The 23,756-nt window shown below is 68.5% G+C and carries 28 protein-coding genes; 4 read left to right on the top strand and 24 right to left on the bottom strand.

Going from position 1 to position 23,756, the window contains the following annotated elements:
• Positions 1 to 24: 24 nt before the first annotated feature.
• The 15 genes from nuoK to ACFXJ8_RS21025 form a co-directional block, all read right to left on the bottom strand.
• Positions 25 to 321: an NADH-quinone oxidoreductase subunit NuoK gene (gene nuoK, locus ACFXJ8_RS21095; RefSeq protein ID WP_183652029.1), complete on the bottom strand. Its 297-nt coding sequence runs from the start codon at positions 319 to 321 to the stop codon at positions 25 to 27.
• A complete protein-coding gene (locus ACFXJ8_RS21090) occupies positions 318 to 1,106 on the bottom strand; it encodes an NADH-quinone oxidoreductase subunit J (protein ID WP_379645609.1) in 789 nt (262 codons plus the stop codon). The genes nuoK and ACFXJ8_RS21090 overlap by 4 nt, the downstream gene beginning before the upstream one ends.
• Positions 1,099 to 1,614 (bottom strand): NADH-quinone oxidoreductase subunit NuoI, encoded by a 516-nt coding sequence (gene nuoI / locus ACFXJ8_RS21085; RefSeq protein ID WP_379645608.1) that lies wholly within the window; start codon positions 1,612 to 1,614, stop codon positions 1,099 to 1,101. Before nuoI ends, ACFXJ8_RS21090 begins: the two co-directional genes overlap by 8 nt.
• Positions 1,601 to 2,947 carry an NADH-quinone oxidoreductase subunit NuoH gene (gene nuoH, locus ACFXJ8_RS21080; protein ID WP_379645607.1) on the bottom strand — a complete coding sequence of 449 codons (1,347 nt, stop codon included), beginning with the start codon at positions 2,945 to 2,947 and terminating at the stop codon, positions 1,601 to 1,603. Before nuoH ends, nuoI begins: the two co-directional genes overlap by 14 nt.
• Positions 2,944 to 5,316 (bottom strand): NADH-quinone oxidoreductase subunit G, encoded by a 2,373-nt coding sequence (locus ACFXJ8_RS21075; RefSeq protein WP_379645606.1) that lies wholly within the window; start codon positions 5,314 to 5,316, stop codon positions 2,944 to 2,946. The genes nuoH and ACFXJ8_RS21075 overlap by 4 nt, the downstream gene beginning before the upstream one ends.
• Positions 5,317 to 5,380: 64 nt before the next feature.
• Positions 5,381 to 6,670, bottom strand: coding sequence for an NADH-quinone oxidoreductase subunit NuoF (gene nuoF, locus ACFXJ8_RS21070; protein ID WP_379645605.1), 1,290 nt, complete (start codon positions 6,668 to 6,670; stop codon positions 5,381 to 5,383).
• Positions 6,667 to 7,323, bottom strand: a complete 657-nt coding sequence (gene nuoE / locus ACFXJ8_RS21065) for an NADH-quinone oxidoreductase subunit NuoE (RefSeq protein ID WP_379645604.1) — start codon at positions 7,321 to 7,323, stop codon at positions 6,667 to 6,669. Before nuoE ends, nuoF begins: the two co-directional genes overlap by 4 nt.
• Complete coding sequence (locus ACFXJ8_RS21060; RefSeq protein WP_379645603.1) at positions 7,320 to 8,645, bottom strand: NADH-quinone oxidoreductase subunit D; 1,326 nt, start codon at positions 8,643 to 8,645, stop codon at positions 7,320 to 7,322. The genes nuoE and ACFXJ8_RS21060 overlap by 4 nt, the downstream gene beginning before the upstream one ends.
• Positions 8,642 to 9,319, bottom strand: a complete 678-nt coding sequence (locus ACFXJ8_RS21055) for an NADH-quinone oxidoreductase subunit C (protein ID WP_379645602.1) — start codon at positions 9,317 to 9,319, stop codon at positions 8,642 to 8,644. Before ACFXJ8_RS21055 ends, ACFXJ8_RS21060 begins: the two co-directional genes overlap by 4 nt.
• Positions 9,316 to 9,867: a NuoB/complex I 20 kDa subunit family protein gene (locus ACFXJ8_RS21050; RefSeq protein ID WP_379645601.1), complete on the bottom strand. Its 552-nt coding sequence runs from the start codon at positions 9,865 to 9,867 to the stop codon at positions 9,316 to 9,318. The genes ACFXJ8_RS21055 and ACFXJ8_RS21050 overlap by 4 nt, the downstream gene beginning before the upstream one ends.
• Before the next feature lie 2 nt (positions 9,868 to 9,869).
• The gene (locus ACFXJ8_RS21045; protein WP_358128674.1) at positions 9,870 to 10,229 is read right to left on the bottom strand and encodes an NADH-quinone oxidoreductase subunit A; all 360 of its coding nucleotides are present in this window, start codon (positions 10,227 to 10,229) and stop codon (positions 9,870 to 9,872) included.
• A gap of 76 nt (positions 10,230 to 10,305) precedes the next feature.
• Positions 10,306 to 11,544, bottom strand: coding sequence for a geranylgeranyl reductase family protein (locus tag ACFXJ8_RS21040; RefSeq protein ID WP_379645600.1), 1,239 nt, complete (start codon positions 11,542 to 11,544; stop codon positions 10,306 to 10,308).
• Positions 11,545 to 11,826: 282 nt separating this feature from the next.
• A complete protein-coding gene (locus ACFXJ8_RS21035) occupies positions 11,827 to 12,063 on the bottom strand; it encodes a DUF397 domain-containing protein (RefSeq protein WP_379645599.1) in 237 nt (78 codons plus the stop codon).
• Between the two features lie 223 nt (positions 12,064 to 12,286).
• Positions 12,287 to 12,487 (bottom strand): DUF397 domain-containing protein, encoded by a 201-nt coding sequence (locus ACFXJ8_RS21030; RefSeq protein ID WP_379645598.1) that lies wholly within the window; start codon positions 12,485 to 12,487, stop codon positions 12,287 to 12,289.
• A gap of 58 nt (positions 12,488 to 12,545) precedes the next feature.
• Positions 12,546 to 13,406 carry a DUF5753 domain-containing protein gene (locus ACFXJ8_RS21025; protein ID WP_379645597.1) on the bottom strand — a complete coding sequence of 287 codons (861 nt, stop codon included), beginning with the start codon at positions 13,404 to 13,406 and terminating at the stop codon, positions 12,546 to 12,548.
• Between the two features lie 451 nt (positions 13,407 to 13,857).
• On the opposite strand from ACFXJ8_RS21025, the gene ACFXJ8_RS21020 reads away from it, so the two are divergent.
• Positions 13,858 to 14,298, top strand: coding sequence for a hypothetical protein (locus ACFXJ8_RS21020; RefSeq protein WP_379645596.1), 441 nt, complete (start codon positions 13,858 to 13,860; stop codon positions 14,296 to 14,298).
• Here the strand turns inward: ACFXJ8_RS21020 and ACFXJ8_RS21015 are convergent.
• Positions 14,280 to 14,999 carry a demethylmenaquinone methyltransferase gene (locus tag ACFXJ8_RS21015; RefSeq protein ID WP_379645595.1) on the bottom strand — a complete coding sequence of 240 codons (720 nt, stop codon included), beginning with the start codon at positions 14,997 to 14,999 and terminating at the stop codon, positions 14,280 to 14,282. The two genes, ACFXJ8_RS21020 and ACFXJ8_RS21015, sit on opposite strands and share 19 nt — an antisense overlap.
• A 78-nt stretch (positions 15,000 to 15,077) precedes the next feature.
• Between ACFXJ8_RS21015 and ACFXJ8_RS21010 the strand changes: the two genes are divergently transcribed.
• The gene (locus ACFXJ8_RS21010; protein WP_379645594.1) at positions 15,078 to 16,259 is read left to right on the top strand and encodes a hypothetical protein; all 1,182 of its coding nucleotides are present in this window, start codon (positions 15,078 to 15,080) and stop codon (positions 16,257 to 16,259) included.
• Here the strand turns inward: ACFXJ8_RS21010 and ACFXJ8_RS21005 are convergent.
• The gene (locus ACFXJ8_RS21005; protein ID WP_379645593.1) at positions 16,256 to 16,474 is read right to left on the bottom strand and encodes a DUF4229 domain-containing protein; all 219 of its coding nucleotides are present in this window, start codon (positions 16,472 to 16,474) and stop codon (positions 16,256 to 16,258) included. The two genes, ACFXJ8_RS21010 and ACFXJ8_RS21005, sit on opposite strands and share 4 nt — an antisense overlap.
• 255 nt (positions 16,475 to 16,729) lie before the next feature.
• Here ACFXJ8_RS21005 and ACFXJ8_RS21000 point away from each other — a divergent pair, with 255 nt between their 5' ends.
• Positions 16,730 to 16,951, top strand: coding sequence for a BldC family transcriptional regulator (locus tag ACFXJ8_RS21000; protein ID WP_026214226.1), 222 nt, complete (start codon positions 16,730 to 16,732; stop codon positions 16,949 to 16,951).
• A 215-nt stretch (positions 16,952 to 17,166) separates the two neighbouring features.
• On the opposite strand, the gene ACFXJ8_RS20995 is transcribed toward ACFXJ8_RS21000, so the two are convergent.
• Together ACFXJ8_RS20995 and ACFXJ8_RS20990 are read right to left on the bottom strand one after the other, a co-directional pair.
• Positions 17,167 to 17,433 carry a hypothetical protein gene (locus tag ACFXJ8_RS20995; protein ID WP_379645592.1) on the bottom strand — a complete coding sequence of 89 codons (267 nt, stop codon included), beginning with the start codon at positions 17,431 to 17,433 and terminating at the stop codon, positions 17,167 to 17,169.
• A 10-nt stretch (positions 17,434 to 17,443) separates the two neighbouring features.
• On the bottom strand, positions 17,444 to 18,136 hold the full coding sequence (locus ACFXJ8_RS20990) for a hypothetical protein (RefSeq protein ID WP_379645591.1): 693 nt from the start codon (positions 18,134 to 18,136) through the stop codon (positions 17,444 to 17,446).
• A 764-nt stretch (positions 18,137 to 18,900) separates the two neighbouring features.
• Between ACFXJ8_RS20990 and ACFXJ8_RS20985 the strand changes: the two genes are divergently transcribed.
• Positions 18,901 to 19,200, top strand: coding sequence for a PLD nuclease N-terminal domain-containing protein (locus ACFXJ8_RS20985; RefSeq protein WP_379645590.1), 300 nt, complete (start codon positions 18,901 to 18,903; stop codon positions 19,198 to 19,200).
• Positions 19,201 to 19,235: 35 nt separating this feature from the next.
• Here the strand turns inward: ACFXJ8_RS20985 and ccsA are convergent, their stop codons facing one another.
• The 5 genes from ccsA to ACFXJ8_RS20960 are packed head-to-tail and all read right to left on the bottom strand — an operon-like array spanning position 19,236 to position 23,744.
• On the bottom strand, positions 19,236 to 20,240 hold the full coding sequence (ccsA, locus tag ACFXJ8_RS20980) for a cytochrome c biogenesis protein CcsA (protein ID WP_379645589.1): 1,005 nt from the start codon (positions 20,238 to 20,240) through the stop codon (positions 19,236 to 19,238).
• Positions 20,230 to 21,771, bottom strand: a complete 1,542-nt coding sequence (locus ACFXJ8_RS20975) for a cytochrome c biogenesis protein ResB (RefSeq protein WP_379645588.1) — start codon at positions 21,769 to 21,771, stop codon at positions 20,230 to 20,232. The genes ccsA and ACFXJ8_RS20975 overlap by 11 nt, the downstream gene beginning before the upstream one ends.
• Positions 21,771 to 22,493: a cytochrome c biogenesis CcdA family protein gene (locus ACFXJ8_RS20970; RefSeq protein WP_379645587.1), complete on the bottom strand. Its 723-nt coding sequence runs from the start codon at positions 22,491 to 22,493 to the stop codon at positions 21,771 to 21,773. Before ACFXJ8_RS20970 ends, ACFXJ8_RS20975 begins: the two co-directional genes overlap by 1 nt.
• Positions 22,486 to 23,055, bottom strand: a complete 570-nt coding sequence (locus ACFXJ8_RS20965; protein ID WP_379645586.1) for a TlpA family protein disulfide reductase — start codon at positions 23,053 to 23,055, stop codon at positions 22,486 to 22,488. The genes ACFXJ8_RS20970 and ACFXJ8_RS20965 overlap by 8 nt, the downstream gene beginning before the upstream one ends.
• Before the next feature lie 56 nt (positions 23,056 to 23,111).
• A complete protein-coding gene (locus tag ACFXJ8_RS20960; RefSeq protein WP_379645585.1) occupies positions 23,112 to 23,744 on the bottom strand; it encodes a histidine phosphatase family protein in 633 nt (210 codons plus the stop codon).
• Positions 23,745 to 23,756: the final 12 nt, after the last annotated feature.

Raw genomic sequence — 23,756 nt, 5'->3', positions numbered from 1 at the left:
CTCAGCCGGTTCCACTGTCACCTCTTAGTACTTCAGCAGGTTGGCATCGTCCACGGATGCCGACCTGCGGGTTCGGAAGATCGTCACGATGATCGCAAGACCGATCACGACCTCGGCGGCGGCCACGACCATCACGAAGAAGGCGATGATCTGGCCGTCGAGGTTGCCGTGCATGCGGGCGAAGGTGACGAACGCGAGGTTGCAGGCGTTGAGCATGAGCTCGACGCACATGAAGACCACGATCGCGTTGCGCCTGATCAGCACGCCGAGCGCGCCGATCGCGAAGAGCAGGGCCGAGAGAACAAGGTACTCGGTGGTCACTTGGTCACCTCGCGCGGCTCGGTCACGGGTTCCTCCTCGGCCACGTGCTTGATGCCCTCGGCGAGCTTGGGGTCGTCGGGCAGGTGGCCCTGCTCGACGTCGTAGCGCGCGAGATGCCTGTTGACCGACAGCTCGGCGACCGAGCCGTCGGGCAGCAGCGCGGGCATGTCGATGGCGTTGTTCCTGGCGTAGGTGCCGGGCGCGGGCAGCGGCGACGGGTCGCCCTCCGCGAACCTGGCGCGCGACAGGTCCTTCTGCGACGCCTTCGGCTCGGCCTTCTCGCGGTGCGCCAGCACCATCGCGCCGAGCGCGGCGGTGATCAGCAGCGCCGAGGTGACCTCGAAGGCGAAGACGTAGCGGGTGAACACCAGCCTGGCCAGCGCCGGCACGTTGCCACCCGCCTGCTCGGTGGCGGCGGCCATGCCCACGGGCTCGGGCACGAACAGCGCGTTGCCGATCGCGAGGATCACCAGGACGGCGAAGCCGACGCCGGCCAGGCCCGCCCAGAAGCGCTGCCCCTTGAGCGTCTCGACCAGCGAGTCGGACGAGTCGACGCCCACCAGCATGAGCACGAACAGGAAGAGCATCATGATCGCGCCGGTGTAGACGATGATCTGCACGGCGGCGAGGAAGGGCGCTTCCTGGACGGCGTAGAGCACCGCGAGGCAGAGCATGACGCCGCCGAGTAGGAGCGCCGAGTAGACCGCCTTACGGCTGAAGATCATTCCGAGTGCCGCGCCGACGGAAACCACGGCCAGCACCCAGAACGTGATGGTCTCACCCATTCTCGCGCCCCAAGCGGTAGTAGTCCTCTTCGGTCTCGCCGAGCCGCATGGGGTGCGGAGGCTGCTCCATGCCCTGGGTGAGCGGCGCGAGCAACATCTCCTTGGTGAAGATGAGGCTCTCACGGCTGGAGTCGGCGAGCTCGTACTCGTTGGTCATCGTCAGCGCCCTGGTCGGGCACGCCTCGATGCACAGGCCGCACAGGATGCACCGCAGATAGTTGATCTGGTAGGTGCGCCCGTAGCGCTCGCCGGGCGAGTAGCGCTCCTCGTCGGTGTTGTCGCCGCCCTCGACGTAGATCGCGTCGGCGGGACACGCCCACGCGCACAGCTCGCAGCCGACGCACTTCTCCAGCCCGTCGGGCCAGCGGTTCAGCTGGTGACGACCGTGGAAGCGAGGAGCCGTGGGCTTCTTCTCCTCCGGGTAGTTCGTCGTGACCGGCTTCTTGAACATCGTGTGAAAGGTCACGCCGAACCCCTTCACGGGGTTCAGCCAATCAGTTGCTCCCACTGGGAACCTCCTTGCGCTCCACCCCGTGGTAGTGCGGCAGGTCAAGCGGCGGCACAGGGAAGCCGCCGGCCGTCGGCTCGCTGGCGAGCTGCTCGAACTCGGCCGCGACCTGGGCCTTGTCCGCGTCCTTGCGACGCTGGTTCACGGTGTCGAAGCGCCACCAGACGGCGAAGGCTCCGACGACCACGATCGCCCCGATGACGTACACGTATGTCAGGTCGATGCCGTCGGTCCTGAGCAGCTTGACGGTGGCCACGAGCATGATCCACGCCAGGTTGAGCGGGATCAGCACCTTCCAGCCCAGCGCCATCAGCTGGTCGTAGCGCACGCGGGGCAGCGAGGCGCGGGCCCAGACGACGAACGAGAAGACCAGGACGAACTTGATGAAGAACCACAGGAACGGCCAGTAGCCGGTGTTCGCGCCGTCCCACAGCGAGATCGGCCACGGCGCCCGCCATCCGCCGAGGAACAGCGTGATCGCCATCGCCGAGGCGGTGAAGGTGTGCAGGTACTCGCCCATCATGATCAGGGCGAACTTCAGCGACGAGGAGTACTCGGTCTGGAAGCCGCCCACCAGCTCGCCCTCGCCCTCGGGCAGGTCGAACGGGATACGCGCGGCCTCGCCGAAGGCGCACACCACGTAGATCAGGAACGACGGCAGCAGCAGGATCACGTACCAGGAGGGCATCGGGATCTCGAGCCCGAGCAGATCCAGCGTGCCGCCCGAGGCCTGCGCGTTGACGATCTCCGAGGTGGACAGCGTGCCCGCGAACAGGAACACCGCCACGAACGACAGACCCATCGCGATCTCGTAGGAGACCACCTGGGCCGCCGACCGCAGACCACCGAGCAGCGCGTACGGCGAGCGGGACGACCACCCGGCGAGAATCACGCCGTAGACCGACACCGCGCCCATCGCCAGCATGAACAGCACCGCGACCGGCAGGTCGACCAGCTGCAGCGGCGTCTGCACGCCGAACATGTTCACCATCGGCCCGAACGGCGTGATGGAGAAGGCCAGGAAGGCGGGCACCACCATGATGACCGGGGCCAGCAGGTAGAGCACCTTGTCCACGGTGTTGGGGAAGATGTCTTCCTTCAGGCCCATCTTGATGCCGTCGGCCACCGACTGCAGCAGACCGAATTTACCGGCCCTGTTGGGCCCGTAGCGGTTCTGCATGCGGGAGATCAGCTTGCGCTCGTACCAGACGCCGAACAGGATGCCCAGCATCAGGAAGGCGAAGATGCCGACCGCCTTGATGATGGTGATCCAGATCGGATCCTTACCGAAGTCGGCGAGGGTCGGATCCGTCGCGAGGACTGTCAAGCTCATGAGGCGCTCCCGATCCTGACGATGTCGCCGGCCAGCACGCGCAGGTCGCGCGTGACCGCGCAGCCGGCGGAGTTCGTCGGCAGCCAGACCACCCGGTCCGGCAGGTCCGCGACGCGCACCGGCAGTGACACCGTCTCACCCACTACGATCTTGTCGCCGTCGACCACGCCGATCTCGGCGGCGGTGCTCTCCGACACCAGCGCCTCGACCGCACGGGCGGTGCCCGCGAGGTACGGCTCGCCGTCCTGCAGACGGCCGTTGTCGAGCAGCTGGTGCCAGGTGGCCAGCACGGCCTCACCCGCCTGGGGAACCGGCTGGGCCGCGGCGGCGACGTTCGGCGCGCCGACGCGGGTGCCGCGCCAGGCGCCCAGGCCGCTGAGCTCCTTGCGGGCGGCGGCGGCATCGGGCAGGCCCAGGTGCACGTCCATGTAGTCGGCGATGGCCGACAGTACGCCCAGGTCGCTCATGATGCCGGGCACCTGCAGCGCGCGCTCGAACGAGCGGCCGCGGCCCTCCCAGTTCACGAACGTGCCGGCCTTCTCGGCGACGGCGGCGACCGGCAGGACCACGTCGGCCCTGTCGGTGACGGCGCTGGCGCGGATCTCGAGGCTGACGATGAACGGCGTGTTCTCCAGGGCGGCCAGCGCCGCCTCGGAGTCGGCCAGGTCGTGCGGGTCGACGCCAGCGACGAGCAGCGCGTCGATCTCCTCGTTCAGCGCGGCGGCCAGGATCTCGGCGGTGCCGCGGCCCGGCGTGGCCGGGACGGAGCCGACGTTCCACGCCCTGGCCACCTCGGCCCTGGCGCTCTCGTCCTCGACCGGGCGGCCGATCGGCAGCAGGTTCGGCAGCGCGCCCGCCTCGATGGCGCCGCGCTCACCGGCCCTGCGCGGAATCCAGGCGAGCCTGGCGCCGGAGGCGGCGCTGAGCCGTACCAGGGCCGACAGGGCGCCGGGGACGGTGGCCAGCCGCTCGCCGGCCAGGATGATCGTGCCCTCGGCCACGGAGCCGAGCTCGTTGAGAGCGTCGGCCTCGCCGCCCGGCAGCGTCCTGATGAGCGTGCCGCCCATCTTGGCCAGGCCCTCGGTGGCGAACGGCGCGATCGAGGTGACCTTCAGGCCCTTCTTGCGCCACGCCTTGCGCAGGCGCAGGAAGACGATCGGCGACTCCTCGTCGGGCTCGAAGCCGACCAGCAGGACGGCGGGCGCCTGCTCCAGGTCGGTGTAGGAGATCTCGATGCCCTTGCCGGCGACCGCGTGCGCGAGGAACTGCGTCTCCTCGGCGCTGTGCGGCCTGGCACGGAAGTCGATGTCGTTGGTGCCGAGCGCCACGCGGGCGAACTTGGCGTAGCCGTAGGCGTCCTCGACGGTCACGCGACCGCCGACCAGCACACCGGCCCTGCCGCGCGCCTGGGCCAGACCGGCCGCGGCGGCGGCCAGCGCCTCGGGCCACGAGGCGGGGACCAGCAGTCCCTCCTCGTTGCGGATCAGCGGCGTGCGCAGCCGGTCGGACTGCGTCGCGTAGGTGAACGCGAAGCGGCCCTTGTCGCAGTTCCACTCCTCGTTGACCTGCATGTCCATGCCGGCCAGACGGCGGGTGACCTTGCCGCGGCGGTGGTCGGTGCGCTGCGCGCAACCGCTCGCGCAGTGCTCGCAGGCGCTCGGGCTGGACACCAGGTCGAACGGCCTGGCGCGGAAGCGGTAGGCACCGCTGGTCAGCGCGCCGACCGGGCAGATCTGGATGGTGTTGCCGGAGAAGTAGGAGTCGAACGGCTTGCCGTCGGCGACGCCCACCTGCTCCTTGGCCCCGCGCTCGAAGAACTCGATGAGCGGGTCGCCCGCGATCTCGTCGGAGAAGCGGATGCAGCGCTTGCACTGCACGCAGCGCTCCCTGTCGAGCAGGACCTGCGCCGACAGCGGCAGCGGCTTGGGGAAGGTGCGCTTGTGCTCGTGGAAACGCGACTCACCCTGCCCGTTGGACATCGCCTGGTTCTGCAGGGGGCACTCGCCGCCCTTGTCGCAGACCGGGCAGTCGAGCGGGTGGTTCATGAGCAGCAGCTCCATCGCACCGCGCTGCGCCTTCTCGGCGACCGGCGAGGTGAGCTGGGTCTGCACGACCATGCCCGCGGCGACCTCGATCGCGCACGACGGCTGCGGCTTGGGGAAGCCGCGGCCGTTGCCCGCGTCGGGGATCTCGACCAGGCACTGACGGCAGTTGGCCGCCGGGTCGAGCAGCGGATGGTCGCAGAACCTGGGGATCTGGATGCCCAGCAGCTCGGCGGCCCTGATGATCAGGGTGCCCTTGGGCACGGTGACCTGGAAGCCGTCGATCGTGAGGGTGACGACTGTGGTCTCTACGGCAGTGGTGGTCATCGGACCTCCTCCGTCGGCCCGACGACCGAGGTGCTGTGCATATTGGCTCGCTCGCTTCGCTCTCTCACGAGTCACCCCACAGAGTGGACTTCTTGTGGTCGAACGGGCAGCCGCCGACCTCGAAGTGCTTGAGGTACTCGTCGCGGAAGTACTTCACCGACGAGTGGATCGGGCTGGTCGCGCCGTCGCCCAGGGCGCAGAAGGAGCGGCCCAGGATGTTGTCGGCGATGTCGGTGATCAGGGTGAGGTCGTCCTCGGTGCCCTGACCGGCCTCCAGGCGCTTGAGCACCTGCTTGAGCCAGTAGGTGCCCTCGCGGCACGGCGTGCACTTGCCGCACGACTCGTGGGCGTAGAACTCGGTCCATCGCAGGACGGTACGGACCACGCAGGTGGTCTCGTCGAAGATCTGCAGCGCGCGGGTGCCGAGCATCGAGCCCTTGGCGCCGACCGCCTCGAAGTCGAGGGGGACGTCGAGGTGCTCGGCGGTGAAGATCGGCGTGGACGAGCCGCCGGGGGTCCAGAACTTGATCTCGTGCCCCGCGCGGATGCCGCCGGCCATGTCGAGCAGCTCGCGCAGCGTGATGCCGAGCGGCGCCTCGTACTGTCCGGGACGGGTGACGTGGCCGCTCAGCGAGAAGATGCCGAAGCCCTTGGACTTCTCGGTACCCATCGAGGCGAACCAGTCGGCGCCGTTGGCGATGATCGAGGGAACACTCGCCACAGACTCCACGTTGTTCACAACAGTGGGCGACGCGTACAGGCCCGCCACGGCAGGGAACGGAGGCTTGAGACGCGGTTGACCCCTGAAACCCTCCAGCGAGTCGAGCAGCGCCGTCTCCTCGCCGCAGATGTAGGCGCCCGCGCCGCTGTGCACGACCAGCTCGAGGTCGTAGCCCGAGCCGAAGATGTCGTTGCCCAGGTAGCCCTTCTCGTACGCCTCGCGCACGGCCGCGTGCAGCCTGCGGATGACGTGCAGCACCTCGCCGCGCACGTAGATGAAGGCGTGGTTGGCGCGGATGGCGTAGGAGGTGATGATGATGCCCTCGACCAGCGAGTGCGGGTTGGCCATCATCAGCGGGATGTCCTTGCAGGTGCCCGGCTCCGACTCGTCGGCGTTGACGACGAGGTAGTGCGGCTTGCCGTCGCCCTGCGGGATGAAGCCCCACTTCATGCCGGTGGGGAAGCCCGCGCCGCCACGGCCGCGCAGACCGGAGTCCTTGACCGCCTGGATGACGGCGTCGGGGTCCATGCCGAGCGCCTTCTTCGCCGCGTCGTAGGGCCCGTAGCCCTCCAGCGTGAAGGAGTTGGCCTGGTCCCAGTTCGCGGTCAGGACCGGAGTGAGAGTGGTGCTCATGCCTCGGGGGCCTTCCATCCGTTGGCCTTGGCGACCTTCAGGCCCTCCAGCGAGGGGCCGGCCGCCGACGGGCCGTCACCGGCCAGGTCGTCGGGCAGCCCGGCCAGCACCCGGGAGGCCTCCTTGAAGGTGCACAGGCGCTTCGGACCACGCGTGGGCGAGACGCTCTTGCCGTCGCGCAGGTCGTCGACGAGCTGCTTGGCCGACTCGGGCGTCTGGTTGTCGAAGAACTCCCAGTTGACCATCATCACGGGCGCGAAGTCGCAGGCCGCGTTGCACTCCAGGCGCTCCAGCGACACCTTGCCGTCGCCGGTCGTCTCGTCGTGGCCGACGCCGACGTGCTCCGACAGCTCGTCCCAGATCTGGTCGCCGCCCATGACGGCGCACAGCGAGTTGATGCACACGCCGACGTGGTAGTCGCCCATCGGCTTGCGCTTGTACATCGTGTAGAACGTCGCCACGCCCACGACCTCGGCCTTGCTCACGCCGAGCATCTCCGCGCAGAACTCCTGGCCCTCGTCGGAGACGAAACCGTCCTCCGACTGCACCAGGTGCAGCAGCGGCAGCAGCGCCGAGCGCGTCTTCGGGTAGCGCCCGATGATCTCCTTGGCGTCCCTCTCGAGACGCTCCCGGACTTCCGGCGAATACGTCACCGGTCCACACCTCCCATGACCGGGTCGATGGATGCCACGGCCGCGATCACGTCGGCGACCTGGCCACCCTCGCAGGTTGCCGGTACGGCCTGCAGGTTCGTGAAGGACGGCTCGCGGAAGTGGACGCGGTACGGCCGGGTGCCGCCGTCGCTGACCACGTGCGCGCCGAGCTCGCCGCGGGGGGACTCCACCGAGGCGTAGGCCTGGCCGGCCGGAACCCTGAAGCCCTCGGTGACCAGCTTGAAGTGGTGGATCAGCGCTTCCATGGAGCTGCCCATGATGTGCGCGATGTGATCGGGCGAGTTGCCGAAGCCGTCGGGGCCGAGCGCCAGCTGGGCGGGCCAGCCGATCTTCTTGTCCTCGATCATAACGGGCTTGTTCTTCAGCGGCCCCGCGATGCGGTCGAGAGCCTGCTCAATGATCTTGAGCGACTCCTCCATCTCCTTCATGCGAACGAGATAGCGGCCGTAGACGTCGCAGCTCTGCTCGGTGGCGATCTCGAAGTCGTAGGTCTCGTACCCGCAGTACGGCTGCGACTTGCGCAGGTCCCACGGCAGGCCCGCGGCCCTGAGCATCGGGCCGGTGACGCCGAGCGCCATGCAGCCGGTCAGGTCGAGGTAGGCCACGTCCTTGGTCCGGCGGGTGTAGACCGGGTTCTCGTCGAGCAGCTTGCGGATGTCCTTGATGCGCTTGGGCATCTCCTTGAGGAACTCGCCGACCTTGTCGACCGTGCCCGCGGGCAGGTCGACGCTCACGCCGCCGGGCCTGACGTAGGCCATGTTCATCCGCAGACCCGTGATGTACTCGAACAGGTCCATGATCATTTCACGGTCGCGGTAGCCGAAGAGGAACGGCGTGGTCGCGCCCAGCTCCATGCCGAACGTGCCCATCGCGACCAGGTGCGAGGAGATCCTGTTGAGCTCCATCATCAGGACGCGGATGGCCTGCGCCCGCTCGGGGATGCGGTCCTCGATGCCGAGCAGCCGCTCCACGCCCAGGCAGTAGGCCGTCTCGTTGAACAGCGGCGCGAGGTAGTCCATGCGAGTGACGAACGTGGTCCCCTGGGTCCACGTCCTGAACTCCATGTTCTTCTCGATGCCGGTGTGCAGGTAGCCGATGCCGGTACGGGCCTCGGTGACCGTCTCGCCGTCGAGGGTCAGGATGAGCCTGAGCACGCCGTGCGTGGACGGGTGCTGCGGGCCCATGTTGATGACCAGTCGCGCGTCCTCGGAGTCGCGCACCGCGCCGACGAGGTCGTCCCAGTCGGCGCCGTTGACCGAGTAGACCTTGCCCTCGGTCGCCTCGTCATATCCCGTGCTCACGCGTACGACCTCCTGTTGTCCGGCGAGGGGATCTCGGCGCCGCGGTACTCGACGGGGATGCCGCCGAGCGGATAGTCCTTGCGCTGCGGGTGACCGTCCCAGTCGTCCGGCATCATGATCCGGGTCAGCGCGGGATGGCCGTCGAAGACGATCCCGAAGAAGTCGTAGGCCTCGCGCTCGTGCCAGTTGTGCGTCGGGTAGACGTCCACCGTCGAGGGGATGTGCGGGTCGGAGTCGGGCGCGCTCACCTCGACGCGGACGCGCCTGTTGTGGGTGATGGAGCACAGGTGGTAGACCGCGTGCAGCTCCTCGCCCACCAGGTGCGGGTAGTGGACGCCGCTCACGCCCAGGCTGAGCTCGAAGCGCAGCTCGGGCTCGTCGCGCAGGCGCCGGCAGACCTCCACCAGCTTCTCGCGCTTCACGTGGAGGGTCAGCTCGCCGCGGTCGACGACGACGCGCTCGATGGCCTCGCCGTCGAACGACTCGAGCTTGTCGACGAGCTCGTCGAAGTAGCCGCCGTAGGGGCGGGGGGTCGACAGGCGCGGGGCCCGCCGTACGACGAGGCCGCCGAAACCGGAGGTGTCACCGGTGTCGCTGGCGCCGAACATGCCGTGGCGGACCACCGGCTCCTCGGGCAGGTGCTCTTTCGAGACCTCGGGGAGGTTGTCGCTCACTTGGCGGCCTCCTGGTCGATCAGGGGCAGCGTACGGAGCGCCTGCAGCTCGAGCTCGTCGATCTGCTTGGCGCGGTGCGCGCCGAACTTCGTGTTCTGGATCTTGTCGTGCAGCTTCACGATCGCGTCGATCAGCATCTCCGGCCGCGGCGGGCAGCCGGGCAGGTAGATGTCGACGGGGACGACGTGGTCGACGCCCTGCACGATGGCGTAGTTGTTGAACATGCCGCCGCTGGAGGCGCACACGCCCATGGCGATGACCCACTTGGGCTCGGCCATCTGGTCGTAGATCTGCCTGAGCACCGGCGCCATCTTCTGCGACACCCGGCCCGCGACGATCATCAGGTCGGCCTGGCGGGGAGATGCCGAAGCGCGCTCCATGCCGAAGCGCGCGAGGTCGTAGTGCGATGCACCGGTTGCCATCAGTTCGATCGCGCAACAGGCGAGACCGAACGTGGCCGGCCACACCGAGTTCTTCCTGGCCCACCCGGCGGCCTGCTCGACCGTGCTGAGGATGAACCCGCTGGGGAGTTTCTCTTCAAGTCCCATATCTAGTCCCAGTCCAGACCCTTGCGGCGCCACACGTAGGCATACGCCACGAGCACGGTGACGATGAACAGCACCATCTCGACCAGCCCGAAGACCCCGAGCATGTCGAACGACACGGCCCACGGGTAAAGGAAGATGATCTCGATGTCGAACACGATGAACAGCATCGCGGTGATCATGTACTTCAGCGGGAAACGTCCGCCACCGACGGGCTGGGGCGTCGGCTCGATGCCGCATTCGTAGGCGTCAAGCTTGGCGCGGTTCCAGCGCTTGGGACCGGTGAACGGGGCGATCGCGACCGAGAAGAGCGCGAACCCTCCCGCGAGAACGGCGAGCACCAGGATGGGCACATAGAGATCCATCGCTACGCCTCCTCTCCCATCTCCACGCGCGCGGGCGCGCAGTCTGATCTGTAAGTGTGCCGGGCGGATGAAAGGTTCATGCTGGTGGGACGACCTTCGCGAGAGCGTTGATGATCCGGTCTGACGCATCGCCTCGCCGGTCGGTGAGATTACCAAGGAGTTTGAGAGCGAAGCGCATCAGCCTGGGATGGTGCAGCCCATGCCGGGTGCCGAAGCTCATCACCCCAGGCTTCCCGATAGCTTCGACAAACCACCTGCCAAGCGTGAAATATCCGCCATATGCGTCTTTGAGCACCCGCGGGTAGGCCCGCAGGATCCGCTCCTGCTGCGCGGGCGTGGTGCCGCGCAACGCCTTGACGATCACCTCGGCGGCGATCTCGCCCGTCTCCATGGCGTAGGCGATGCCCTCGCCGTTGAACGGGTTGATCGCGCCGCCCGAGTCGCCCACGAGCACCAGGCCCCTGGTGTAGTGCGGCTGCCGGTTGAAGGCCATCGGCAGCGCCGCCCCCCTGATGGGGGTCGTCATGTTGTCCTCGGTGAAGCCCCACTCGGCGGGCATGTTCCTCGTCCACCGCTTGAGCAGGTCGCGGTAGTCGATGGTCTTGAACGCGTCGCTGGTGTTGAGCAGGCCGAGACCCACGTTGGAGGTGCCGTCGCCCAGGCCGAACACCCAGCCGTAGCCGGGCAGCAGCGTCTCCTGGTCCCAGAGCTCCAGCCAGATCTCCAGGTAGTCGTCGTCGTGGCGCGGAGACTCGAAATAGGTCCGTACGGCCACGCCCATCGGCCGGTCTTCCCGCTTGTGCAGCCCCATGGCCAGGGCGAGCCTGGTGGAGTTGCCGTCGGCGGCGACCACCAGGCGGCTGCGGTAGGAGACGCCTTCCTTGGTCGTGACGCCCACGATGTGACCGCTGCGGTCGTCGATGATCGGGCCGCTGACGTTGACGCCCTCCATCAGGCGCACGCCGGCCTTCACCGCGTTGGCCGCGACGATCTGGTCGAAGTCCTGCCTGGTGCGTACCAGGCCGAAGTCGGGGAAACTGTCGAGCTGCGGCCAGTCGAGGTCGTAACGCCCGCCGCCGCCCACGACGCGCAGGCCCTTGTTGCGCACCCAGCCAGGAGCGTCGATGTCGACGCCCATGTTCATGAGCTGCTTGACCGCCCGCGGGGTCAGACCGTCGCCGCAGACCTTCTCACGAGGGAAGCGCGTCTTTTCGAGAAGCAGGACGTCGAGCCCGGCCTGGGCGAGATAGAACGCCGTCGCCGAGCCCGCGGGACCCGCGCCGACGACGATGACGTCGGCGTCGGTCGCGTTCACTGTCGCGCCCGCTTCGCCGCTCGCCGGCTCGTTCCTCGCGCTGTCACGGCGGGCTCCTGCGCTTGCCTGATGTCGGCTGGCACGGTCACGGACCTGTCCTGTCCTACACGCTGGTCGGCCTCGGAGTGTGGGCCTTCGTTCCTTTGTGAAGCTCTTCACAAACTTTGTCGGCACGCAGTCTAGCGCTTTTCCGGCACCAGGTGGCAGCCGGGTACACGCTTACCCACGACGAAGGCCCCCTGTCCACGACAGAGGGCCTTGACTCGATCACCGGTTCGGGAGTCAGACGTCGAACTCGGCGTTGCGAACCCCGGCGAGGAAGGCCCGCCACTCACCGAGAGTGAACGCCAGCACCCCGCCGGACGGGTCCTTGGAGTCCCGGATCAGCACCCCGTCGGCGCCGCGAGCGAACTCGACGCACTCCCCCGTCGGGCCGCTGAACGAGCTCTTGCGCCAGGTGGTGTCCGGGTCGCTAGAAGGGACGATGGGAAGACCTGTCCCGAACACCGCACTGTTCACATCTCATCCCAAAAGAAGAAGGCGCTCAGTGCGTCGTCGCACGAGCGCGGGCGTGTCGATCGCGCCAATCCTCCCTGGATTGAATCTCAAGATCGCGGATCGACGCCAGACAGTTACCAAAATGAGGCTGGCAGGTTAGGAAACAAATACCCCAGGGGCGATGGACATGGCGCCCATACCTGCACAAACACCTTGTGGGGCGGCCGCGCCGCCCCGCCTATCGTCAGTCGAACTGACCGTCCTTGACTCCTACCTTGAACGCGTCCCACGCCTTGTGACTGAAGCTCAGGACGGCGCCGTCAGGTCGCTTGGAGTCTCTGACGAGCACTGCCCGATCGGTCCGCGCGACCTCAATGCACTCACCAGTGACATTACTGAAGCTGCTCTTGCGCCATACGATCTCTTCTGAGGTCGTTGACTCCATGGGCATGTCCTCACTGTCGGGGGCCAAGGAGGGCATACCCCGACAGGGAGTGACCAATTCACCGAGCTAGTTCTCCGATGAGTTTCAGTGAATCCTCTTCCGACAGCGCGGCGGCCAACACCTGGTGGAACACACGTTCATACGCGAAAGTCTTCTGTTCGCTCTCTTCGAGAATCGCGTCGGTGGCGTTCTCGATGTAGACGAGGTCGTCGTGGAGCGGGTCCAGGCCCTCACGCTGCGGAAACTTCAGCAGGACGAAACTGTGAAAGGCCGAGGAGCGCTCGAGCGGCACCACCCGGATGGTGACGTTCGGCAGCTCCGCGACACGCAGCACATGCCCGAGCTGGTTGCGCATGACTTCGGGTGAGCCGAACCTGCGCATCAGAACCGACTCGTCGAGCAGGACGGTGAGATTCAGCGGATCGGGTGCCTCGAGAATGCGCCCCCGGCGGTCACGGACCCTGACCAGACGGTCGATCTGCGTCGGTGGAAGCGCGTTCCACGCATCGCCGAAGCTGATGAGCGCCCTGGCGTAGTCGGCGGTCTGCAGCAGCCCGGGAAAGATGACGTTCTGCCACGTGAGCATCGTCGCGGCACCCGCCTCCAGTCCGATGAAGGTGGTGTAGGACTCCGACAGCGATTCGCCGTGCGCATCCCACCAGCCCTTGCCCTCGGCCTCCACCGCCAGCGCGAGCAGGGCCTCGCGGACGGCGGGCCGTACCTGGTAGAAGTCGGCCAGCCTGGCGACATCCTCGCGGTGGGCGGCCACCTGGGCCTTCTCCATGCGGGACACCTTGGATGAAGATCCGTCCAGGACCTGGGCGACCTGGGTGCCCGTTACCTGGGCATCCTCGCGGAGTCGACGCAGCTCTGCGGCGAGACGGCGTCGGCTGACGGTGGGGCTCGGCTCCCGCGCCACTCAGCTCTCCTCACAAGCGTGTCGAAGTACTACCCACCGCCTGGAAGGGTTGAACCCCTTTGAAGGCGGGCATCTCTCCAATAATCCCAGCGGGAATTGCACGACACTTCCCGGAGGGAAAATGCCATCCTACTGCGAGAAGCGGTGAACCGACGTGAAGAAGCGCGCACCTCCCCACGAACGTTCGAGCCGGATGTCCACGCAGACGAACGGGCGGAGCGCGCCCGGAAGTCCCTCAGCACCGCGTACCGACGACAGGACATCGGAGCCGTGAGACATGACCAGAGTCACCCCCAGGCGTGGATCGCGCAAGGGGAGCTTCCTCCTCTGGAGCTCAACCGATATCAGCCCGGCGACCAGGCGCCGCCGCCCCTTATGTGAGGGCGGAGGGCATCCTCGCAGCCACCCGTACATCCCCCAGGCGCGGGATCTGCCCGCCCGGCTCGGGGCGGTGTTCAGGTGGCGTACGGAGGCCACGGCGCTCTGCCTGCTCGCATTGGTCACCGCCCAGGTGGCGGCGTGGACGGACGGCGTGACGGCGGCCATGGCCGTGGTCGGCGTCGCACTGGCCTGCATGGCGACGTCATGGGTCAGACAGGAGATCGTGCGCCAGGTGGTGGCGGTGGTCGTCCGGCACCGCTTCCAGGGCCTGGCCAAGCGGACGTCCATGCGCACACCGAAAGGCCGCCTCCCGCTCGTGCTCAGGATGAGCGTGGAAGGCGCGAGCGTGCTGCTGCTCCTCGGACTGCGGTCGGGGCTGAGCCTCGAACTGCTGGAGGACTACGCGGCCGAGATCAGGACCGCCTGCCTGGCCCAGGCGGTCGTCTTCTACCGGCACCCGGCCAACGGCGGCCTGGTGACCATGGAAGTGGTTCAGCCCTGGGGCTTGTAGCCCCGGTGAATGGCGACGATGCCAAGGTTGAGGTTGCGCCAGGCGACCCGCTCCCAGCCGGCCCGCTGGATGATCTTGGCCAGGGCCGGCTGGTCGTGCCAGTCCCTGATGGACTCGGCGAGGTACTCGTAGGAGTCGTCGTTCGAGCCGAAGACCGTGGCCACCTTGGGCAGCAGCTTCATCAGGTATTCGCGGTAGACCAGATCGAAGGTCTTGACCGTCACGTGCGAGAACTCGAGGATCACCAGCTTGCCGCCGGGCTTGGTCACGCGGAGCATCTCGCGCAGGGCCTGCTCGGTGTCGTGCACGTTGCGCAGCGCCACCGAGATCGTCACCGCGTCGAAGGCGTCGTCGGCGAACGGCAGGTTCAGCGCGTCGCCCGCGATGAACGGCACGCCCCCGCCCGTGAGCGCGTTGCCGCCCCTGCGCCTGACGCCGGTGGCGAGCATGCCGAGCGAGAAGTCGGAGGCGATCGCGCGGGCGCCGAGCCCGGTGAAGGAGTCGGTGGAGGTGCCCGTGCCGGCCCCGAGGTCGAGGACGAGCTCGCCGGGGCCCGCGTCGACGGCCCGGGCGACGGCCTTGCGCCACAGCCGCACCTGCCCGAGCGAGATGACGTCGTTCACGAAGTCGTATCGCCTGGCCGTGCGATCGAACATCGCGGCGACCTCATGCGGCTGCTTGTCCAACTGAGCGCGGGTCATGGGGTCAAGCCTAGGGCTTAAGCGACAATAAACCGAAAGTAGCAACTCGATTACTCAGAGTCTGCTAAGACTTGGCGAATGCTTGTCCGAACCACCCTCGCGGCGCTCGTGGCCGTCACGCCCGTCGCGCACACCCGCGTGGTGTCGACGAATCCTCTCGACACCACGCCCCATGTCCTCGATGGCATCGTCAACGCCATCACCGTGGTCGGCGACACCGTCGTCGTCGGCGGCGACTTCTCCGAAGTGAGTGACGCAAGCCGGTCATTCGCCGTGGAACGCGACAATCTCTTCGCCTACAACCTGCGCACGGGCGAGATCCTGCCCGGCTTCGCGCCCTCGATCGACGATTCCGTCCACGCGCTGGCTCCCGGCGACGGCGACACCGTCTACGTCGGCGGCGACGGCCTCGTACGGCTGCGCCTGGCCGACGGCGCCGCCGTGGAGAGCTTCGACCCGCAGGTGAGCGGCGGGCAGGTCACGACACTGGCCAGAAGCGGCTCGCAGCTGTACGCCGGAGGCGACTTCACCCGCCCCCGTGTGGCGCTGGCCAGGCTCAACGCCACGACCGGCGCGGCCGACCCCCGCTTCACGATCACGCCGGGCGCGCCCCTCACCCCCAAGGTGAAGGTCCACGCGCTGGCCCTCACCCGTGACAGGCTGATCGTCGACGGCAGCTTCACCACGCTGGACGGCCTGCCCAGGGCCCAACTCGGCCTGATCGACCTCAGCCGGGCGCGGGCGAAAGTCGCCACCTGGCGCACCGACGCCTACGCCCCCGCGTGCAGGGCCGTCTTCCCCTCCTACGTGCGGGGCCTCGACGTCTCCCCAGACGGGAGCTACTTCGTGGTGGTCACCACGGGTGGCGCGGGCGGCAGGAGGAAGCTGTGCGACAGCGCGGCCAGGTTCGAGACCCATGCCAGGTCAGCCACGGTCAGGCCGACCTGGGTCAACCACACGGGCGGCGATTCGCTCTATTCGGTGGCCGTGACGGGCGCGGCCGTCTACGTGGGCGGCCATCAGCGCTGGATGGACAATCCGCAAGGCCGCGACTCGGCGGGGCCCGGGGCGGTGCCGCGGGAGGGTATCGCGGCCATTCACCCCGTCTCCGGAAAGGCGCTCAGCTGGAATCCGGGCAGGGAGCGTGGGATCGGTGTCAAGGCATTTCTGGCGCACAAGGACGGACTACTCGTTGGTAGTGACACAACGCGACTCGGACGGGAGTACCATGCCCGGATTGGCATGTTCCCCCTGCCCTAGTCGTCCTCCGGCTTCGGCTGGTCGACCTTGTCGCTGATGCGTGCGCTCATGGCGTCACGCTGCCTGGACAGCAGGACGTAGCTGGCAATCCCACTGATCACGAACGCCACGGCGATCAGGACCAGCGGCTCTCTGAGGTTCAACAGGTACAGCACACCCAGGGTCACGACAAACAGGCTGATCCGCGACGCGGTGTAAACGAGAACGGGACGCACACCTCGAGGTTACTCGGCGGTGAGGGCGGTCGCTCTACGCACCAGGCGCGAGCGCTGCTACTGTTCCCAGTAAGGCGCTTTCGTAAAGAAACACCCACGAGAGCCCCAAAGAGGCTCTATCATATAACAATCGGGCAGTCGGCCGATAACAACCCGTGATCTTTGTTGAAAAGCGCGGATATATCAGGCTTCGCTCGACACACTGGGTACCTGTCCGCCCGCTGGCAGGAAGCGGGATGCGAGGGGGAGAGATTGGTGGAGAGTAGCAGCGAGCGTCTGCTGACGCCGGGAGAGGTCGCCGCCCTCTTCCGGGTAGACCCAAAGACGGTGACGCGCTGGGCCGCGGCAGGCCGCATCAGTAGCATCCGCACCCCCGGAGGGCACCGTCGCTTTCGCGAGTCGGAAGTGCACGCCCTTCTCCGTGGCGAGGACGTCCTTACGGCCGACCGGCCCGCAGGTGAGTCCCCGCGCGTCTGACGTCCGTCATCGGTGATCCTGCGCGTGCAACCCGGAACACGCAGGGTCACCCGACAGGCCAGTCAGTCCGTACGGCAGGCGGGCTCAAGCCCACCGCGGTCACGTGGCCGGGGCCCGTCCTCCACGCCACTCCAGCCGACTTCGGCGGGCCGCCGTCACGTCGCACGTTCCAAGGGTCGAGTCGTGATGCCCCCGCCCCGCCCCGCCGGTGACGGTCAGCCGTCCCCCTGCCCGGACTCCTGCCCGGATTCCTGTTCGGACTTGAAGGCCAGGAACGCGCGCTCCAGCTCGTCGTTGTCCGTCTCCCACCGTCGTCGCCGCTCGGCGAGCTCTTCCTCCGTCAGCGCCTCGGCCAGCCACCGCTCGTAGTCCGGGTCGCCGGGCCCCACCTCGACGTACGCGTTGCCGATGAGACGCCCGTCTTCGCTGGTCAGGCTCTCCGGCACGCGCAGAGTCCCGTCAGCGAGCCGGATCACGTACATTGCTGATCACCTAGATTCCGTAGCGCCGGTTGAAGAACAACATCACGTTGAGCGCCATCCGCGTGTCACCGCCCAGCATGTCGACCAGGGCGGGACGCTGACGCGAGGCGATCGCCGCGAAGGCGTCCGCGAAGAACTCCTTGCGTCCGAGCCCGCCGCCCTGGCGGTGGAAGGAAGAGGCCAGAAGGGGTTCGGCCTGCTCGTAGAGTGCCACGAACTCCGGTGAGTCCGACACCCAATCGCCGTGCGGCGCGTCGACGTCGTCGATGGCGTGGCCGGCCTCGTGCATCATCACGTCGGGCGTGGGTGAGGGCCGATCCCCCACGACGATCTTGCGGTCGCCGTACGCGCCGGCGCAGATGTCCCACGTCGCCCGCCCCGAGGGCAGCGGCGCTCCACGCAGGTAGCCCATGTCGTCGAGGTCGGGGACGCCGCCCTCGCCGACGTAGATGCCCTCGAGCCCGTCGGCCAGCAACTCCTTGAGGCGTTCGGGCAGCCTGGCCAGGCTGTCCACGGCCCTGACCGCGTCGGCCGAGGGCGGGCCCTGCCTGGCGTCCCACTGGCGGTGCAGGATGGCTTCGAGGCGTCCGCAGTGGGTCAGGCCGTCGCCCTGGGCGGGCAGGTCGGGCCGGTTGGGCTGCGCTCTCGGGCGCTCGTCCACGCGCTCGAAGTCCTGCCAGGTGTACTGCGGCCGGTCGAGCACGGAGGCGGCGTGGCGCTCGCCCCTGTCGCCGCGTTCCTTCTCCAGCCGTCCCGCGTAGGGATGCTCTCCGGCCCGCCCGTCCTGGCGATACAGGCCCTCGTACGGCCCGCCGTACCCGGGACCGGCCGGTGGGGCCGTCCGCCGCTCAGCGGGCCACCCGGGCGAGCCGTCCGCAGCACGCCTCCCGTGGGCAGCGTGGTTCCCACGCCCCGAGGGGTTCTCAGACCCAGGCAGGTTCTCGACCCCAGGACGGTTGCCGACCCCAGGACGGCTCTCGGCCCCTGGATGGCTCCCGGGCCCAGGACGATACTCGGAAGGGCGGTCGGCCCTGTCGCCGCCCCAGAACGACTCGCGTGGCGCGTCCGAGCGACGCGATGAAAGATAGGAGCCCCGCCGCCACCAACGACTGCCCCTTCGATGGCGGCCCTTGTCGCCGGTCCGCCGATCGTCAGAAAAGGCCATCGCACCTCTCCACGACGTTGGAGCCGCCGGCCCCAAGCCCTCGCCCCGCGGCGCCGCGCCGCGGTGCCCGCTCTCCCGCACCGCCCCGCGCGGGGACGGCGAGACGACGTGCGCTCGCCCGGGCCGAGCCCGGTGGTGCCTCCTTGGTCGAACCGCCGAGAAACCGGGCACCCGCATCAACCAGGCCCTCGCGAGCCGGGTGCCCGAGAAACAGGTACCACGGTACGACGTCGATCTTCCCGAGTCACCCGATATGGGCAGCACCCGGCGCGATCACGCGAGGGATGGCCTACAGTGCAGACATGCCTGGCGTGCTTGTTGGACTGGCGGTGCTGGCCTTCTGGCTCTACTCGTTGTTCGACGTCATCACGACTCCCGACGAGGAGTCCCGCAACCTGCCGAAGATCCTCTGGGTGCTCATCGTCGTCCTGATCCCACTGGTCGGCAGCGTGCTGTGGCTGCTGCTCGGCCGTCCGACGCGGTCGCGCCCGTTCCAGTTGCCCGGCCGCTCCATCATGGACAGGGGCGAGGCGCCCCGCGGCCCCGACGACGACCCCGAATTCCTGCGCGACCTCGACCGGCGCATGCGCGACGAGGAGTGAGCCTCACGTAGCGGCGGGCACCGAAGTCCCGCCGGTTAACTGCCGACGTCGGCGTAGCTGTGCAGGCCGCCGAGGAAGATGTTGACGCCCACCAGGTTGAACAGCAGGCACGCGAACGCCACCAGCTGCACGATCGTGGCCGCGCGCCCGCGCCAGCCCGCGGTCGCGCGGGCGTGCAGGTAGGCGGCGTAGGCGATCCACGTGATGAACGCCCAGATCTCCTTCGGGTCCCAGCCCCAGTAGCGGCCCCACGCCTTGTCGGCCCAGAGCGCGCCCGCGATGACGGCGAACGTCCAGATCGGGAAGGCGAGCACGATCGCCCGGTGGGCGACCCGCTCCAGGTCGTCGCGCGTGGGCAGGCGGGAGAAGCCGTCGCCGCGCAGCAGGTAGAGGATGCCGGACACGCCCGCCACGATGAACAGCCCGCTGGCGATGACCGCGGCCGAGACGTGGATGGCGATCCAGTAGGAGTTCAGCGCGGGAACAACGGGTCCCGCCTGCACGTGCAGCCAGATGACGGCGAACCCGAGCCCGAGCGCCGAGGTCACCATGACGAAGGCGCCGAGGAAGCGGACGTTGGCCCGCAGCTGCGTCACCAGGAAGGCCGTCACCGCGGCGAAGCAGATGGCGACCACGAACTCGTACATGTTGCCCCACGGCCAGCGGCCGACGGACAGACCGCGGGTGACGATGGAGCCGAGGTTGGCGGCCCAGCCGATCCAGCCGAGCACGATGGCGATCCGGCCGGCCACCGGCGTCCACGAGGGCGGCTCAGGCGGGCTGACGACGACGTCGCCCGCAGCACCGGACTCGGCCGGGCCGCTCCCCGAGGAGCCCACGGTGACCGTGGCCTTCGCGGCGACGGCGGGCGCGCCTTCGGTGACCCCGTCCTCGGTGACGGTGATCGCGGTGGCGCCCGAGTTGGTACGGGCCCTGCCGAACGCCAACTCCAGCGCGAACCCGATCATCGAGGCCAGGTAGAGCAGCACTGTCGCGAGGACCAGGTCGTCGCTCAGTCCTGCCAGTTGGTCAGCGGACATCCTTCTCTCCTGCGGATAGGACCTTGACGATGTCGGCGAACTCCTCGGCGAAGCCCGCACCCGAGCCCTCGGTGCGCGTCAGTCCGCCCACGTCCACGATGCCGTCCTTGATCCGGACGAAGACGCGGCGGCGGCGGATCATGAGCGACATGACCAGGGCGACGGTCGCGAGGGCGGAGGACAGCAGCGCGGGCATGCGTCCAGGGTCGTACGCGATCTGGAGCGTCATCCACTCCTTCACGTCGGTGAACTCGATCTTCCCCACGCCGCCCGGCAGGTCGAAGGACTTGCCGACCGCGAGCGGCGGCGGCGCCTTCGACCCCATGACGAGAGGGTTCAGCTTCTTCATGACCTCCGGCGGTGCCAGCTCGTAGACCGACTGCGGCTTGCCCGAGCGCACGCCCAGGTCGCCGGAGAACGCGCCGAGGATCTTCGCCTCGGGCTTGGCGGCGCCGGGGAAGGCCGAGACGTAGCCCCCGCTGTGCAGTTGCACGCTCGTCGGCAGGAACTGCAGCAGGAACCCCAGTTGCTGTGGCTGGGCGTCGGGCACCTTGACCACGCAGCCGGAGGTCAGCGTCGCCTTCTGCTCGATGAGACACGGCACAGGACCGTTGAAGGCCACCTGCCCCTTGCCGTCGGTCACCTTGAAGACGGGCGCGTAGCCGTGGCCGATCAGGTAGGTCAGGGTGCCGTTGACGTCGAGCGGCTCGTTGACCTTGAGGTCGTAGTCGTAGGAGTCGTTGACCCGCAGCTTGGCGGTGTAGTCGAGCTCCTGCCCGCGCTTGTCGCCGGTGACCTGGTAGGTGGCCTGGAAGTCATTCAGTGTGAAGTGGAACGGCTCGAGCGACTCCGCGGAGACGCGGTTGCCCGGCATGTAGCGGTCGTAGGCGGCCACGGTGTTGGCGAAGCCGTCGCCCTCGACGACCAGGACGTTGCCGCGGTAGCCGTACAGGGAGCCGATCCCGACCGAGACCAGCAGGCCGAGCAGCGCGATGTGGAAGAGCAGGTTGCCGGTCTCGCGCAGGTAGCCCTTCTCCGCCGACACCCAGCCGGGGCCTGTCGCCACCCTGAAGCGCAGCTTGCGCAGCCTGCGGGCGGCCTCGTCGGCGTCGAGCGGGCCTTCGACCGCCGCGTGGTACGGCAGGCGCGACAGGTTCTTCGGGGCCGTCGGCGGCTTGCGGCGCAGCTCCTTCAGGTAGGTGGTGGTGCGCGGGAGGACGCAGCCGATCAGCGAGGTGAACAGCAGCAGGTAGATGGCCGCGAACCAGGGCGCGCTGAAGACGTCGAACAGGTGGAGGCGGTCGTACCACTCGGCCAGCGCCGGATCGTTCTGGTAGATCAGCGCGACCTTGTCGGGCTCGACCGAGCGCTGCGGCACCAGGGAGCCGGGGATGGAGGCCAGCGCGAACAGGAACAGCAGGATGAGCGCCGTCTTCATCGAGGTCAGCGTGCGCCAGCCCCAGCGCAGCCAGCCGACGAAGCCGAGCCTGGCGGGCTTGGGCGTCTCCTTCTTGAGCTCGTCGACCGTCATCAGATCACCGGCTCGAATGCGCCGATCCACGTCTGCATGCCCGCGATGATCTGCCCCCAGAGCCCGGTGACGAGCAGGAGGCCGACCGCGACGAGCATGCCGCCGCCGACCCTGGTGATGAGGCGCGAGTGCTTGCGGATGGCACGGAAGGTGCGCAGCGCCCTGCTGTAGGCCAGGGCGGCGACCACGAACGGCAGGCCGAGCCCGAGGGCGTAGGCGACGGCGAGGAAGGCGCCCCTGGCGGCGCTGCCCTCGTTGTAGCCGAGGGAGAGCACGACGGCGAGCGTGGGGCCGATGCACGGGGTCCAGCCGAGGCCGAACACCACACCGAGCAGCGGCGCGCCCGCCAGGCCCGCGTTCGGCACCCGGTGGATGCGCACGTCGCGCATGAGCCCGGGGATGACGCCGAGGAAGGCGAGGCCGAGCACGATCGTCAGCGCGCCGACGATGCGCGTGATGACGTCGGCGCTGCCGTACAGGGCCGAACCGAGGCCGCCGAACAGCGCGCCGCCGGCGACGAACACCGCCGCGAAGCCCGCGACGAACAGGCCGGTGCCGAGCACCAGCCGGCCGCGCTTGGGGTCGGCGCTCATCCCCGTCACGTACGACAGGTAGCCGGGCACCAGCGGCAGCACGCACGGCGACAGGAACGACACCAGGCCCGCCAGCACCGCGATCGGCACCGCGAGCAGCAGCGAGCCGGAGGCGACGACGTCACTCATCGCGCACCTGGGTCACGGCCTTGAGCAGGTCGTTGTACTTGACCGCGCCGAGCGCCCTGGCCGCCACCCTGCCCTGCTCGTCGATGATGAGCGTGGAGGGGATCGCGGCGGGCGGCACGGTGCCCTGGAACGACAGCGCCACCTTGCCCGGCTGGTCGAAGATGCTCGGGTAGCCGGGCTGCTCGGTGCGCTCGAAGGCAAGCGCGTCGGCCTGGCGGTCCTTGAAGTCGATGCCGACGAACTCCACGCCCGTCGACTTGGTCTTGGCGTAGATGTCTTTCAGCACCGGCGCCTCGGCCCTGCACGGGCCGCACCACGAGGCCCAGAAGTTGAGCACGACGACCTTGCCCTTGTGCGCGGCGAGCGAGACCGTGCCGCCGTCGAGGGTGGGGCCCTCGACCGCGGGCGCCTGCTTGCGCTCGGCGGCGGGGAACACGGTCACCTTGCCGTCGCCCGCGACGAACCTGGTGTCGCCCGCCTGCGGCTGGCCGCCGGCGCTGCCCGCGCAGCCGGAGACGGCGAGCAAGGCCACGAGGGCGAGGGCGTGGGGTTTCGCGCGCACGGGAGAACGATCTCCTTGTACTACAGCCGGTAGAGCTTGCCACTCTACCGGCGCGGTCACGCGCCCGGGACGGTGGGCCCGCCCTTGACGAGCGCGGCGGCGGGCTCGCTGTAGCCGACGCTGACGAGCCTGTCGCCCTCGAAGGTGAACGTGGTCAGGCTGGCCAGCGCGCACTGGCGGCGGCGCGGATCGTGCCACAGCCTGCGCCCCTCGGCGGCCATCCTGATCATCCAGATCGGCAGCTGGTGGCTGACCAGCACCGCCTCGTGCCCGCGGACCTCGGCGCGCGCGCTGTCGACCATGGCCCGCATCCGCGCCACGACCTGCACGTACGGCTCACCCCACGACGGCCGGCCCGGATGCCAGAAGTGGCGGAAGTTGCCGGGGCTGCGCATCAGGCGAGCGATCTTCCGGCCTTCGAGCACGTTGCCCGCCTCGATCAGCCGCTCGTCGGTCACGATGTCGAGCCCGAGCTTGCCGGCCAGGGGGGCGGCCGTCTCCTGGGCGCGTTCGAGCGGGGAGCTGTAGAGACGGACGATGTCGCGGTCGGCCACGGCCTTGGCGACCGTCTCGGCCATGAGGTGGCCGGTCTCCGACAGGTGGTAGTCGGGCAGCCTGCCGTACAGGACGCCTTCGGGATTGTGCACCTCACCGTGCCGCAGCAGGTGAACGACGGTGGTCTCAGCCATGGTGGCCCCACC

Origin of the sequence: Nonomuraea sp. NPDC059194, assembly GCF_042754765.1 — a bacterium.
GTDB lineage: Bacteria > Actinomycetota > Actinomycetes > Streptosporangiales > Streptosporangiaceae > Nonomuraea.
This window is presented reverse-complemented; position numbering and strand designations above follow the sequence as displayed.

What these genes read in the sequence shown, in the direction of transcription:
- ACFXJ8_RS21090 (WP_379645609.1), bottom strand. Translation starts at nt 1,106, where the DNA reads ATGGGTGAGACCATCACGTTCTGGGTGCTGGCCGTGGTTTCCGTCGGC.
- nuoH (WP_379645607.1), bottom strand. Translation starts at nt 2,947, where the DNA reads ATGAGCTTGACAGTCCTCGCGACGGATCCGACCCTCGCCGACTTCGGT.
- ACFXJ8_RS21075 (WP_379645606.1), bottom strand. Translation starts at nt 5,316, where the DNA reads ATGACCACCACTGCCGTAGAGACCACAGTCGTCACCCTCACGATCGAC.
- nuoF (WP_379645605.1), bottom strand. Translation starts at nt 6,670, where the DNA reads ATGAGCACCACTCTCACTCCGGTCCTGACCGCGAACTGGGACCAGGCC.
- ACFXJ8_RS21050 (WP_379645601.1), bottom strand. Translation starts at nt 9,867, where the DNA reads ATGGGACTTGAAGAGAAACTCCCCAGCGGGTTCATCCTCAGCACGGTC.
- ACFXJ8_RS21045 (WP_358128674.1), bottom strand. Translation starts at nt 10,229, where the DNA reads ATGGATCTCTATGTGCCCATCCTGGTGCTCGCCGTTCTCGCGGGAGGG.
- ACFXJ8_RS21030 (WP_379645598.1), bottom strand. Translation starts at nt 12,487, where the DNA reads ATGGAGTCAACGACCTCAGAAGAGATCGTATGGCGCAAGAGCAGCTTC.
- ACFXJ8_RS21015 (WP_379645595.1), bottom strand. Translation starts at nt 14,999, where the DNA reads ATGACCCGCGCTCAGTTGGACAAGCAGCCGCATGAGGTCGCCGCGATG.
- ACFXJ8_RS21010 (WP_379645594.1), top strand. Translation starts at nt 15,078, where the DNA reads ATGCTTGTCCGAACCACCCTCGCGGCGCTCGTGGCCGTCACGCCCGTC.
- ACFXJ8_RS20995 (WP_379645592.1), bottom strand. Translation starts at nt 17,433, where the DNA reads ATGTACGTGATCCGGCTCGCTGACGGGACTCTGCGCGTGCCGGAGAGC.
- ACFXJ8_RS20985 (WP_379645590.1), top strand. Translation starts at nt 18,901, where the DNA reads ATGCCTGGCGTGCTTGTTGGACTGGCGGTGCTGGCCTTCTGGCTCTAC.
- ccsA (WP_379645589.1), bottom strand. Translation starts at nt 20,240, where the DNA reads ATGTCCGCTGACCAACTGGCAGGACTGAGCGACGACCTGGTCCTCGCG.
- ACFXJ8_RS20975 (WP_379645588.1), bottom strand. Translation starts at nt 21,771, where the DNA reads ATGACGGTCGACGAGCTCAAGAAGGAGACGCCCAAGCCCGCCAGGCTC.
- ACFXJ8_RS20970 (WP_379645587.1), bottom strand. Translation starts at nt 22,493, where the DNA reads ATGAGTGACGTCGTCGCCTCCGGCTCGCTGCTGCTCGCGGTGCCGATC.
- ACFXJ8_RS20960 (WP_379645585.1), bottom strand. Translation starts at nt 23,744, where the DNA reads ATGGCTGAGACCACCGTCGTTCACCTGCTGCGGCACGGTGAGGTGCAC.